The following is a 13743-nucleotide window of genomic DNA, read 5'->3' on the forward strand; positions in this document are numbered from 1 at the left end:
GGTCCTTGGGCCGGATCGCCTCACTTCGTTCTCCTGATGGGATCCCAGCGATGTCCCTGCTGACCCGCCGCGCGGTGATGGCGGCCTCGACCGGCCTTTTCCTGGCCCGCGCGACGGCGACGCAGGGACTGGAGATTCGCCGGGCCGCGCCCGCCGAGCCCTTTGCGATGGGCGTGGCCAGCGGTGATCCGTCGACCGACGGCTTCGTACTGTGGACCCGCCTCAGCGCCGGCGGCGCGTCGCTCGACGCTCCGGCCGTTCCCGTCGCCTATGAGGTCGCCGAGGACGAGGCCTTCCGCCGTATCGTGCGGCGTGGCCGCCGCGCGGCGACGCCGACCTTGGGCCATTCGGTTCACGTCGAGCTCTCGGGTTTGCGCCCCGGCCGACCTTACTGGTACCGGTTTCACGCCTTGGGCGCGGTCAGCCCGGTCGGCCGCACCGCCACCGCGCCGGAGCACGCCGAACGCGCGCGGATCGCCGTCAGCTCGTGCCAGCATTTTGAACTGGGCTGGTTCAGCGCCTATCGCGACATGGTCGCCGCTCAACCCGACCTGATCGTGCAGTTGGGCGACTACATCTACGAGAACAGCTACGCCCAGTTTCCAAAGGTCCGTCGCTTCGACGCGCCCGAACCCACGGACCTGGACGGCTATCGTCGGCGGCACGCGACCTACAAGTCCGATCACGACCTTCGCGAGGCCCATCGGCTGGCGCCCTGGATCGTGACCTGGGACGATCATGAGGTCGAGAACGACTACGCCGATCTGGCCAACCTGAAGGGGCTGGATCCTCAGGTCTTCGCCCGTCGGCGGGCGGCCGCCTACCAGGCCTACTTCGAGCACCTGCCGGTGCGCCCCAGTCTGTGGGCTCGTCCAGGCGAGCCGCGACTCTATCGGCGCCTCGCGTGGGGGGATCTGTTGAGCCTGCCGGTATTGGATGGGCGGCAGTATCGCTCGCCCCAGGCCTGCAATCCTCCAGGTCAGAGCGGGAACCGAGCGCGCCGCGACTGTCCCGGGCTGAGCGCGCCAGACCGCACCATGCTGGGCGCGGCCCAAGAGGCTTGGCTGGACCGGACACTGAAGGCCGAGCGCGGGCGCTGGACCCTGCTGGCTCAGCAGACGGTGGTCGCGCCGATCGAAACGCCGGACGGCGTGATGTCGGATCAGTGGGACGGCTACGCCGCCGCGCGCGACCGGCTTATGCGCAGCATGACCCGTCCATCGGTGCGCAACGCCGTGGTCCTAAGCGGCGACATCCATGCCTACATGGTCAACGACCTGCGGATCGGCCGAGCCGACGCGGCGCCCGTGGCCACTGAGCTCGTGACGACATGCCTGGCCGCCAGCCACGCGCCGCCGGCGCGTTATGGCGATGTCCGGGCTCGCAATGACCACGTCCGCTTCGCCGACATCGAACGCTCGGGCTACACCTTGATCGAGGCGACGTCCCGGAAACTGGACATTGATCTGAGGGCCGTCTCGGATCAGGCCGACCCCAAAGGTGTCACCCAAAGCCTGGCGCGGTGCGTGATCGAGGATCAACGCCCAGGCGCGCAATTCGTCGTATGACCTCCGCTTCGCCCGCAGCTTCTTCATAACCCAAGCGGCGAGGCGCGGAACTCAGGTGGCGGAGGCCACGCGCCGAGACGGCTGCGCCATCGACAAGGCGGTTGAAGTCTGGAGTACGGAAAGACCCGACGCTTCACGCTCATCAGAGACTCCTCTCCAGCTCCGAAAACTAGCATGGGTGTCCACTCAAACGAGGGAGGATCACCGTTGTTGATTAAGGATAGCTTCGATCGAAGGGCGGTGGCTGACGGCCGCCACACGCGCATCGTATAAATATGCTCGGCTTTGCCAGTGCGGCCACCAAACAGTTCCCTGACGAGCCGCTCGCCTCGAAGGGAAAACGCCCTGAAGCGCTTGGTGGAACGAAAGGCCGGACGGGCTGCTGAGCCGTCAAGGGTGGCGCCTTAGTCGCCCCCCGCGGCGAGGAACAACGCCGGCAGCAGGGCCAGAGCGACGCCGATCCCGGCCAGGGCGGGCCAGCGCCAGGCGCCCATGCCGCGCCATGCCGACGCCCAAACGGCCGACGCCCGCTGTTCGCGCGACAGCCGCAAGGCGTAGATCGCCACACCCGACACCGCCAGCGCGGTGAGAGCCAGGCCGAAGGCGAACCAGATCAACTTGGTCCACACCCCGCCAAACGTGCCGAAATGCAGCGGGTCGGCCATTTCCGAAATGCGCTGGTGGACGGTCAATTCGCGCCCGTCGGTCAGCAGCACCACGGCGCCGGTGGCCGGGTTGGTCCAGGCCACATTGGCCCGCTCACGCACCAAAACGGCCTTGTACTGGCCCGCGAACTGGAAGGCGCCCACCTTGCCGGCCGGAAAGGCGATGCGCTGGATGCGCAGGCCGGGATAGGCGGCCTGAGCCGCGTTGAGATTGGTCTCCAGCCGGTCGGCCAGCTTCCGGGTGTCTAGCTTGACGGCGGCGACCTTGGCGCGCGGCGAGGGCGGGGCCTTGGCCACGGTGCTCTCGGCCAGGTACCAAAGGCCCGTCGCGCCGATCAGGGCCACGAACCACAGGCTCCACAATCCCACCAGGCGGTGCAGATCGCCCATGGCCGTGCGGGCGTCACGCCAGCGCACCGGCTTGAAGAAGCCCCGCCACCACTTCTTGTAGACCACGAAGGACGTGCCGACGCTGATCAACAGCAGGATCGACAAGGCCGAGACGATCGGTACGCCGATTGGGGTGGGCAGGTTCAGGTGGCGGTGCATGTTGCGCAGGACGCGATGGGCCCCGACCCACGGGCCCTCGCCCCGCACCGCCCCCGTCGAGGGGTGCAGATAGACGAAGGCGCGGACGCCGTCCGGCTTCTGGATCGTCGCGGTCAGGGCGAAGCCCCGGTCAATGGGCTCGTCCAGCAAAAGGATCCTGGCGTCGGGGTGCAGGGCCGCGACGTTGCGAGCCGCCGCCGACCAGGCGATGGGACCGTGGACCGTCGCTGGATCGACGCGCAGGGCGGGCCGCAACGCCCAATCGATCTCGTGACTGAACACCGCAATCGTCCCCGTCAAAAAGACGAAGGCCAGCAGGATCGACAGCTTCAGCCCCACCCACTGGTGGACGCTCCACCACAGGCGCGAGGCCTTGGGCTTGGCGGCGCGCCGAGGCGTCGCCGCCGTCTGGGCGCGCTCGACGCTCACCATTCCCGCGACACTTCCAGGAACACCGACCGCGGCTTGCCGGGGAAGTGGCCGGTGCGGTCGATGAAGCCGGAGGCGGCGTAGGTTTCGTCGAACAGGTTGTCGACCCGTAGCAGCGTCGACCACGGCCCGAGCTTGTAGATCACCGAGGCGTCGAACACCGTATAGGGACGCACCTTCTGACCGCTGATCGAGGTGCGGACGTCGACATAGTCACCGCCCAGGGCCAGGGCCAGGCCCAGCTTGGGGAACTGATAGCGGGTCCAGAAGCCGGCCTTGTGCTTGGGCGCGTTGGCGAAGCGGTCTCCGACGCTGTTGGTGATCACCGTCGCGCCGTTGGTCTTGGTGATGCGGGTGTCGTTGCAGGCGTAGGAGCCGGTCAGCACCCAGTTGTTGGTCAGGTCGGCGGCCAGGTCGAACTCGACGCCCTTGCTGGTCACCTCGCCGAACGCGACCAGATCGTCGACGCCATCCCCGTCGACGTCGCCGCGCGGATCGTTCTGCAGCATATTGCTGCGGACAATCCTATAGATGGCCATGGTCGACTGCAGACGGCCGCCCAGCAGCTCGGTCTTGACGCCGCCTTCCAGGATCTCGCCCTCGGTCGGGGCGAAGGGCCCGCCCGCCCGCGGGTCCTGACTAGACACGCTCTGCGGCTCGTAGCTCTGGGCCCACTGGCCGTAGACCGAAACGTCGGGACGGGAGCGCCAGACCAGGCCGGCGCGCCAGGTTGCCTTCTCGTCCTCGAAGGTGCTGGCGTCGGACTGGTCCTCATAGCGGTCGAACCGCACGCCGGCGGTGGCGATGAATTGACCGATCGTGGCTTCTTCCAGCAGGTACGCGCCGGACCGCTCTTGAATGGCCGAGGTGCGGACACGGGCTTTGAGCTTATAGGTCTTGGGGTCCGTGACGCCGTAGACCGGATGGGTCAGACTCAGCGGCGCGGGCAGTCCCGCCACCGCGGTGAAGCCGCCCAGCAGCGAGGGCCGATTGTTGTTGATCAGTTCGCTGCGATAGGCGTCGACGCCGACCAGCACGCGATTGCGCACCGCGCCGAAGTCGCGCGACCAGACGGCGTTGGCCCCGAAGCTCACTTGCTCCAGATCGCGCTCCTGATCGCGGAACTCGCGGCGTGACAGGTCCGGCACGCCGTCACGGTCGCTGTCGGTCAGGCCGCGCGGCTCGTGATACTGCTGGCGCTCCACGCTTTTCGAGTAGCGCAGCCCCGCGTCGACGGTCAGGTTTTCACTGACCGGCCATGCCACGCGCGCCTGCAGCACATTGGCCGTCAGGTCGAGGAAGTCGCTCTTCTCGTTGTGGTTCCAGCGCCGGTCGGCGAGAAAATGGCCCAGATTGTCGGTTGGCACGCCGCGCAGGCGGTTGCCCTGCAGGTTCTGCTCGTAGCGGGTGGCCTGCAGCGTCAGGGCGGCCGGGCCGAGATCGGTCTTGATCCCGCCGTCCAGGATCAGCACCTCGCTGCCGGAATTGCGGCGCGGGGTGTTGCGGTCCTCGTAGAAGACACCCAGCCGGGTGGCCGGCGCCTTGCCGCCTGGCAGGAAGCCTTCGACCTCGACCGAACCACCCCTGCGCGCCTCGGTTCCGACCACTGCGGTGGCCCGCGCCGAGAACTCGTCCTTGGGCGTCTTGGTGATGTAGTTGAACAGGCCGCCCGGCGCGCCGGGGCCATAAAGCATGCCGGCCGGCCCCTTCAGGAACTCCAATCGCTGGACATTGAATAGCTGCGGCACCGAAAAGGCGACATAGGGGTCGCCGCGCAGGCCGTCGAAGAAGATCTCCTCCTGACGGAAGCCCCGAGCGGTGACTCCGGCGTAGGAGAACAGGCTGACGCCGGCGATGTTGCGATAGAGGTCTTGTGCGTCGCGTGCGCCCTGGTCGCGGATGAGCTCCTCGTTCAGGACCTGGATGTTGAGGCTGGACTCCAAAGGAGGGGTCTCCAGCTTGCCGCTGGTGGTCTCCTGCGCGCGATAGAGCTGACGGGCGCGGGCGGTGATGATGATCGTCAGGTCGGGCTCGTCTTCGGCTGACGCCGTCGGCGCCTCGTCCGCCCAGGCAAGACCAGAGCCGCCGAGGCCCGCGATGCTGATCAGCGTCGCCATGCAAACCGCCGGCGCCCTACCCCTACCCATACCCACAACCCGACTCCGTAGCGATCCATCTGGGCGGTCGCTCTACAGAGAATGAGAACCAATATCAATTTAAATGAGAATGATTCTCGGGTTGATGGCGATGACCGTTCCTCGAACATGCGGTCGCCTTGGTGGCTCGGCCGCGCCGAGCCTGGGACATTGTCTGCAACGGCGTATTCCCCTCCTTTCAGGGCGGGGGGCCGCTGAGCCGTGGCGTGTATCGGGTGGCAGGCGCCCTGGTCGGTGCGCTCAGCCAGGCGCCGATCGAGACCGGCGGCGGCTCTTCAATGCCGTACGGTCCCTCAGCGCGCTCAAATACCGGCGGTCCGCGCCCACCCAAACCTTAGCGCTGGCGGGCCGGCTTCCGAGCAACCTGATGCAGACTGTCTGGGCCGCGCGGACGCTTTGGGCGAATGGCCCAATCTCCTCAGACCATAGCCTGGTGTCGTGGACTTGGCGGCGCTCCGTCGTGGATCAACAAGTCGCGACAATCCTGCGCTTGAAATCCTCGCTTCGCGTTATCGATTTCGATAGGTGTCCGTATGCAGCGCGATCCGCCAACCGGGAAAATCACGATCATCGATATCGCCCGAGCCGCTGGCGTGTCCATCAAGACGGTCTCGCGGGTAATCAACCAGGAAGAGGGCGTGGGGGACGAGACCCGGGCGCGGGTCCTGGAAATCGTCGCGACGATGGGTTATCGCCCGAACGTCTCGGCCCGCTCGCTGTCCAGCCGCCGCAGCTATCTCATCGGCGTGATCTTCATGCGCGTCGGAGCCTATCACTATGTGGGCGAGGTGCAGGTGGGCGCCATGCGCGCCTGTCGGCGGGCGGGCTACCATCTGGTGGTCGAGCAGGTGCTGCCGCCCGAGGCTGTAGGTGGCGTCCAGGGGTTCGCCGAAGGTTTGCGCGACGCCCGGTTCGACGGCGTGGTGCTGACCCCGCCGACCTGCGATGATCCCGAGGTTCTGGCGGCGGTCGAGACGGCGGGGCTGCCCTATGTGCGCATCGCGCCGCACCGCGAGTTCGAGCGCTCGCCGTACGTCTTCATGGACGATCGCAAGGCGGCGCGGGAGCAGACCCTGCGGCTATGGAACATGGGCCATCGACGGATCGCTTTTATCGATGGTCCCGCCGATCACGGCTCGGCGACGCGTCGCCGGCAAGGCTATATCGAGGCTCTGCGGGACCGAGGCGTCGAGCCACGGCCTGAGTGGATCGCCAAGGGCGAGTTTCTCAGTCTGTCCGGCTTCGACGCGACGGAGCGCCTGCTAGCCTTGCCCGAGCGTCCGACGGCGATCTTCGCGGCCAATGACGAGATGGCGGTGGGCGCGTTGGCCGCCGCCGCCAAGCACGGACTGTCGGTGCCGCGCGATCTCTCCGTGGTCGGTTTCGACGACACGCCGACGGCCGAAGCGGCTTGGCCGCGCCTGACCACGGTTCATCAGCCGACCGCCGAAATGGCCGAGGCCGCCGTCGAGATGCTGATCGACGGATTCGGGGATGAGCGGCTTCGCGCCCGAGTCGCGGCGCGCCAATTGGACTATAGCCTCGTCCAGAGGGACTCGGCCGCCCCGCCGCCGGCCTAGGCCGGATCGGCCCAGGAGCGCGCCCGACGCGATCGATTTTCGGCGTTGGCGTTAGGCCGGCGAACAAAGCTTCGCCATGGGACTTTGTCGGAGGCGAATTCCGTCCGCTGGCCGAAATTCCCGACAGCGGTGTCAATAACGACACCCATAGACAACGTTGTCGTAACTATGCTGTCTAGTTTAAGACAACGTTGTCGTAGCCGTCTTGGCGACGACGACCGCGTCGGGAAAAGGCCTCGGAACAAGGGGCCCAAGGAAACGCAAACAGGCGCCGATGGCGCCGCTGGGTTGGTGGCGTCCGGCGTTCGCGTCGGCGCGCTCCGAGTCCAGGCAGGACAAAGGGAAAGAGATGCGTAGTCTCCTGTTCGCATCGGCCGCCATGGCGGCCGTGAGCTTTCACGCGCCTGGCGCGGCGGCTCAGGAAGCCGGCGCCGTGAAGCTCGATGAAGTGGTCGTGACCGCTCAACGCCGCAGTGAAAACCTCCAGAAGACCCCGCTCACCGTGTCGGCGGTGACGGGTGACAAGCTGGAGTCGCAAGGCATCAAGACGGTGGTCGACCTGTCGGCGCAGGTGCCGGCGCTGCAGATCAGCTCCAGTGGCTCGGGCGCGGCCGTGGTCTTCCTGCGCGGCATCGGCAGCACCAATGTCACCGAGGTCGGCGATCCGGCGGTCGCCTATCACATGGACGGCATCTACATCGCCCGATCCACATCGGTGGGGGCGCTGTTCTACGACGTCGATCGCGTCGAGGTTCTGCGTGGTCCTCAGGGCACGCTGTATGGCCGTAACGCCACGGCCGGCGCGATCAACGTGATCACCAAGCAGCCCAAGTTCGACTACGAGGGCAATGGCTCGGTCGATATTGGCAACTACGGCGCCATCACCACCTCGGGCATGGTCAACCTACCTGTCAGCGACACCCTCGCCGTGCGCGCCGCGTTCCAGACCGCGCGCCACGACGGCTATGTGAAAGCGCTGAACAAGGGCCCCGGCACTGGCGGCAACGATCGCTACGACCAGGACGACAAGTCGGCCCGCGTCCAATTGCTGTGGAAGCCCAGCGACACGTTCTCGCTGCGGGTTGGGGCCGACTACCTGCACCAGGGCGGTGCCGGCGGCGGCGACAAGAGCTATGGCGCGGCCCTGTCCAACAACGATCCGTGGACCTGCAACTGCGCCACCAACCTCTATCGCAACAACAAGTTCTTCGGCGCCCACAGCCAGGCCGACCTGGACCTGGGCTTCGCCACGCTGACCTACCTGACCGGCTACAACTTCTCGCGCCTGGACCGCAGCGGCGAGAACGCCAGCACCGGCGCGCCCAACTACTTCAAGGGCAAGGACACCACCTGGTCGCATGAGCTGCGCCTGGGCGGCGACACCGGCAAGCTCAAGTGGGTCGTGGGGCTGTACCGCTTCACGGAAGACAACAATGTCGACTTCCGGGTGTTGCTGGCGCCCAATTCATACCTGTCGTTCATTCAGCCGGAAGTCACAGCCAAGTCGATAGCCGCGTTCGGCCAGGGCACCTACGAGGTGACGGACCGGTTCCGGATCACCGGCGGCCTGCGCTACACCGAGGACCGCAAGGCGCGTGACGGCGGGACCTTCCTGACCAATTCGGCCGGGGCGATCACCTCGACCGTTATCAAGAACCTGGCCGACGCCAAGTGGGACGCCACCAACTGGAAGCTAGGCGCCGACTTCGACCTGACCAGCAGCTCGATGCTCTACGCCAACGTGGCCACGGGCTATAAGGCCGGCGGCTACTACGACGGGGTCGAGAACAACGTCTACGAGCCCGAGAAAATCACCTCGTACGAAGCCGGTGTGAAGAACCGCTTCTTCGACAACCGCCTGCAGTTGAACGCCACCGGCTTCCTCTACGACTATCGTGACTTCCAAGTCACGGCGGTCGGGACCATCGCCGGGCAGAACGCGTCGGTCACGCTAAACGCCGACAAGGCCCGGGTGTACGGCTTTGAGTTCGAGAGCAATCTCGTCGTCACCGAGCACGATCGCATCGACGCCACCCTGGGCTGGCTGCATGCCCGCTACACCGACTTCGTACTGCCGCTGGGCGACGCCTTCGCTAACAACAACGCCAACGCTGGCGGCACGGGCTGCTTCAAGACCAACTTCGCGGCCGCCGCGCCTCGGTCGACCGACTTCTCCGGTTGCCGCATGGCCCGCACCCCGACCTGGAGCGTCAACGTCGGCTACCAACACACCTGGGAGATCGCCTCGGGCGCCAAGGTCGTCGGCCGCGTCCAGACCCATTACGAGAGCGGCAAGAACCTCGAATACCACGGCTTCGCCCAGAACCGGCAGGACAGCTTCACCAAGACCGACGTCAGCCTGACCTACACCAGCGCCGACGATCGCTGGACCCTGCAGGGCTATGTCCGCAACCTCGAGAATGACGACGTGCGCACCGCCTCGTCGCCGAACTCGACCACCGGCCTGGCGACCAACGGCAATGGCGAGTTCTACGCGCCGCCGCGGACCTACGGCCTGCGTCTGGGGGTCAATTTCTAAGCTTCCCAATGACCTTGCGCCCCCGGCGTATCCTGCGCGCCGGGGGGGCCTTCTTTGTATGGAGTTCAACGTGCTCGCCCTTCGAAGTCTCCTGATCTCGACCGCCGTCCTGGCCGCCTTCAGCCCGGCGGCCGCCGCCGCAACCCAGCCTGACCTCGGCGTTCGCGACGGCAAGATCATCAGTGTCGAGGGCTTGCGCTTTCGGGACCTCGATCGCGACGGCAAGCTTTCGCCGTTCGAGGATTGGCGACTGTCGAGCGCCCAGCGCGCGGCTGACCTCGTCGCCCGGATGACGCTGGAGGAAAAGGCTGGCGAGATGATGCACGGCACCTTGCCTGCCTTGGGCGGCATGGTTCCGGGGCGAGGGCAGGGCTATGACCTCGCCAAGCTGAAACCTCTGATCCTGGACCGTTACGTCACCACCTTCATCACCCGCCTTTCCGGCGACCCAGCCTGGCTGGCCGAACAGAACAACGCCGTCCAGGCGATCGCCGAGCGGGGTCGTCTAGGCGTGCCCGTCACGATCAGCACCGATCCGCGCCACCACTTCCAGTTCTTGGCGGGCGCCAGCGTCGCCGCCGCCGGCTTCTCGCAATGGCCCGAAGCCACCGGCCTGGCGGCGATCGGCGACGACAAGCTCGTGCGCCGCTTCGGCGACATCGCTCGCCAGGAATATCGCGCTGTCGGCATTCATCAGGCCCTGTCGCCGATGGCCGACCTCGCCACCGAGCCGCGCTGGTCGCGGATCAACGGCACGTTCGGCGAGGACGCCGACCTCGTCGGCCGCATGGTCAAGGCCTATGTCCAAGGCTTCCAGGGCGGCGATACCAACCTGGCGCCGAACGGCGTCTCGGCGGTGGTCAAGCACTGGGTCGGCTACGGCGCCTCGGCCAAGGGTTTCGACGGCCACAACAGCTACGGCCGCTACGCCGTCTTCCCGGCCGGTCAGTTCGACCTGCACGTCAGGCCGTTCGACGAGGCCTTCGCGGCCGGCGTGGTCGGCGTGATGCCCACCTATGCGATCCTCAAGGACCTGGCGCTGGACGGCCAGCCGGCCGAGCAGGTCGGGTCCGGCTTCTCCAGGCAACTGCTGACCGACCAACTACGGACCAAGCACGGCTTCAAGGGCATCGTCGTCTCGGACTGGGCGATCACCAACGATTGCGGCGAGACCTGTCTGAATGGCTTCCCGGCCGGAGTGAAGCCCAGTTTCGCGGGCCTCTCCACCGCCTGGGGCGTCGAGGGCCTGAGCAAGGTCGACCGCTACGCCAAGGGCGTGAACGCGGGGCTCGACCAGTTCGGCGGCGTCGAGGACACGGCCGAGCTGGTCGCGGCGGTCAAGGCCGGCAAGATTCCGCAGGGCCGCATTGATGACGCGGCGCGCCGCATCCTGGCGATCAAGTTCGAGCAGGGACTGTTCGAGAACCCCTATGTCGATCCCAAGTCCGCGGCCACGGTGGTCGGCTCGAAGGCTTTCGTCGCCGAGGGGCTGGCCGCGCAGAGCGCGGCGTTGACGCTGCTGGAGAACAAGAACGGCCTGTTGCCGCTGAAGGCCAGCGGCAAGAAGGTCTGGCTGAGGGGCGTCTCGGCCGAGGTCGCCCGCGCCCATGGCCTGGTTTCGGTCGAGGATCTGGCCCAGGCCGACTTGGCCATCATCCGGACGGCGGCCCCCTTCGAGACCCTGCATCCAAATTTCGTGTTCGGCGCCATGCAGCACGAGGGCGACCTGTCGTTCAAGGATGGAACGGCCGACTACGAGGCCATCAAGACGGCCTCGGCCAAGGTACCGACCATCGTCGCCGTCTACCTCGATCGGCCGGCGATCCTGACCAATCTGCGCGACAAGGCGACCGCCCTGATCGGCGACTTCGGATCCAGCGACGAAGCCTTCCTGGACGCCCTGACGGGCAAGGCCGCGCCGCGCGGCCGGCTGCCATTCGAGCTGCCCTCGTCGATGGCGGCCGTCGAGGCTCAGGCCGAGGACGCGCCTCACGACTCCAGGGCTCCGCTGTACCCGATCCATTTCGGCCTGACCTACTGAGGACGACCGCATGAACCGCCCCCTGATCGCCGCCGCCAGCCTTGCGGTGCTCGCCGTGGCGTCCGCCGCCGAAGCGCAGGCCCCCTCGCGGCCTTGGATGAACGGCAAGCTTTCTCCGGACGAACGCGCGGCGCTGCTGGAAAAGGAGATGACGCTCGACGAGCGCATCGGTCTGCTACACGGCCCGATGTCGATGCCGATCTTCGGCATCAAGAAGCCCGAGGGCGCGATCGGTTCGGCCGGCTACATTCCCGGCGTTCCGCGCCTGGGCGTGCCGGCCGTCAATGAGAGCGACGCCAGCCTGGGCGTGACCAATCCTCTGAACGTGCGCCCGGGCGACGGGGCCACGGCGCTGCCGTCAGGGCTGTCGCTGGCGGCGACCTTCAGCACCAAGCTGGCCTATGACGGCGGGGCTGTGGTTGGCCGCGAGGCGCGGGCCAAGGGCTTCAACGTCCAGCTGGCCGGCGGCGTCAACCTGGCCCGCGACCCGCGCAACGGCCGGAACTTCGAGTATCTCGGCGAGGATCCCTGGCTGGCCGGCAACCTGGCCGGCGCGGCGATCAAGGGCATCGAGGACCAGGGGATCGTCTCCACGGTCAAGCACTTCTCGCTGAACGGCCAGGAGACCAAGCGCCACTTCGCCAACTCGGTGATCGACGAGGCCGCCCATCGCGAAAGCGACCTGCTGGCCTTCCAGATCGCCATCGAGAAGGGCCAACCCGGGTCGGTGATGTGCGCCTACAACCTGGTCAACGGCGACTACAGCTGCGGTAACCCGCACCTGCTGAACGACGTGCTCAAGCGCGACTGGGGCTACAAGGGCTGGGTGATGTCCGACTGGGGCGCGGTCCACGCCACCGACTACATTCTCAAGGGCCTGGACCAGCAGTCCGGCGAGCAACTGGACGGAACCACCTGGTTTGGCGAACCGCTGAAGGCGGCCGTCCAGAAGGGCGAGGTCCCCGCCGCTCGTATCTCCGACGCCGCGCGCCGCATCCTGCGCTCGATGTTCGCCGCAGGACTGTTTGACAAGCCGGTCGAGCCGGGCGGCGCGATCGACTACGACGCCGGCGCCGCTGTCGCTCAGGCCGCCGCCGCCGAAGGGATCGTCTTGCTCAAGAACCGCGACGGTCTGTTGCCGTTGGCCAAGACCGTCAAGACGATCGCCGTGATCGGCGGACACGCCGACGCCGGCGTGCTGTCGGGCGGCGGCTCCTCCCAGGTCGTGCCGCCCGGCGGCGCCAAGCGCGTCGTGCCGCTGGGCGGGGAGGGCATGATGGGCCCGTTCCGCAGCCAGTACTTCAATGGCTCCTCGCCGCTGGCGGCGCTGCGCAAAGCGCTGCCCGAGGCCAAGGTGACCTTCGACGACGGCCGCTATGTCGCTTCCGCCGTGGCCGCCGCCAAGGCCGCCGACGTGGTCGTGGTGTTCGGTAACCAGTGGATGGGCGAGGGCGAGGACGCGCCGGATCTGTCGCTGCCGGACGGCCAGGACGCCCTGATCGCCGCTGTCACCGCCGCCAATCCGAACGCGATCGTGGTGCTGCAGACCGGCGGTCCGGTGTCGATGCCGTGGCTGGACCAGGCCGGCGCGGTGGTCGAGGCCTGGTACTCGGGCGCGAAGGGCGGCGAGGCGATCGCCAACGTGCTGCTGGGGGTGGTCAATCCGTCGGGCCGCCTGCCGATGACCTTCCCCGCCGCGATCGACCAGTATCCGCGCGCGCAACTGCCGGGCCTGACCGTTCCGGAGAAGACCCGGTTCGACGTCGTCTATTCCGAGGGCGCGGACGTCGGCTACCGCCGCTTCGCCAAGACCGGCGCCAAGCCGCTGTTCCCGTTCGGCTACGGCCTGTCCTACACGACGTTCGCCTACGCCAACCTGAAGGTCACGGGCGGCGAGACCCTGAGCGTCAGCTTCGACGTCACCAACACCGGCCAGCGTCCAGGCAAGGACGCGCCGCAGGTCTATTTGACGGCGGCGGCGGGCAAGGCGACCCAGCGGCTGATCGGCTTCGACAAGATCGACCTCAAGGCTGGCGAGACACGCCGCGTCACGCTGACCGCCGACCCGCGCGTACTGGCCAGCTTCGACGCCAAGGCCAATCGCTGGGCCTTGACCGGCGGCGACTATCAGGTCGCCGTAGGCGCCTCCTCGGCCGACCCGACCCTGAAGGGCGCGGCCAAGGTCAAGGCGCGGACGCTGAAGCCGTGAGCGGGAG

At 67.2% G+C, this 13743-nt stretch carries 7 protein-coding genes; 5 read left to right on the plus strand and 2 right to left on the minus strand.

Going from position 1 to position 13743, the window contains the following annotated elements:
- Nucleotides 1-50: 50 nt before the first annotated feature.
- A complete protein-coding gene (locus AC07R7_RS05815) occupies nucleotides 51-1568 on the plus strand; it encodes an alkaline phosphatase D family protein (protein WP_494634466.1) in 1518 nt (505 codons plus the stop codon).
- A 404-nt stretch (nucleotides 1569-1972) separates the two neighbouring features.
- On the opposite strand, the gene AC07R7_RS05820 is transcribed toward AC07R7_RS05815, so the two are convergent.
- Both AC07R7_RS05820 and AC07R7_RS05825 read right to left on the minus strand, forming a co-directional pair.
- Nucleotides 1973-3214 carry a PepSY-associated TM helix domain-containing protein gene (locus AC07R7_RS05820; protein WP_494634467.1) on the minus strand — a complete coding sequence of 414 codons (1242 nt, stop codon included), beginning with the start codon at nucleotides 3212-3214 and terminating at the stop codon, nucleotides 1973-1975.
- Entirely contained in the window at nucleotides 3208-5328 is a 2121-nt protein-coding gene (locus tag AC07R7_RS05825; RefSeq protein WP_494634468.1) for a TonB-dependent siderophore receptor, read from the minus strand. The genes AC07R7_RS05820 and AC07R7_RS05825 overlap by 7 nt, the downstream gene beginning before the upstream one ends.
- Nucleotides 5329-5900: 572 nt before the next feature.
- Between AC07R7_RS05825 and AC07R7_RS05830 the strand changes: the two genes are divergently transcribed.
- The 4 genes from AC07R7_RS05830 to AC07R7_RS05845 all read left to right on the plus strand — a co-directional run bounded on the left by AC07R7_RS05830 (nucleotide 5901) and on the right by AC07R7_RS05845 (nucleotide 13736).
- Nucleotides 5901-6947, plus strand: coding sequence for a LacI family DNA-binding transcriptional regulator (locus AC07R7_RS05830; RefSeq protein WP_494634469.1), 1047 nt, complete (start codon nucleotides 5901-5903; stop codon nucleotides 6945-6947).
- A gap of 349 nt (nucleotides 6948-7296) precedes the next feature.
- Nucleotides 7297-9486 (plus strand): TonB-dependent receptor, encoded by a 2190-nt coding sequence (locus AC07R7_RS05835; RefSeq protein ID WP_494634470.1) that lies wholly within the window; start codon nucleotides 7297-7299, stop codon nucleotides 9484-9486.
- A 70-nt stretch (nucleotides 9487-9556) separates the two neighbouring features.
- A complete protein-coding gene (locus tag AC07R7_RS05840; RefSeq protein ID WP_494634471.1) occupies nucleotides 9557-11527 on the plus strand; it encodes a glycoside hydrolase family 3 protein in 1971 nt (656 codons plus the stop codon).
- Nucleotides 11528-11537: 10 nt separating this feature from the next.
- Nucleotides 11538-13736, plus strand: coding sequence for a beta-glucosidase family protein (locus tag AC07R7_RS05845; RefSeq protein WP_494634472.1), 2199 nt, complete (start codon nucleotides 11538-11540; stop codon nucleotides 13734-13736).
- Nucleotides 13737-13743: the final 7 nt, after the last annotated feature.

It is taken from the genome of Caulobacter sp. GW821-FHT05F04, assembly GCF_059419665.1.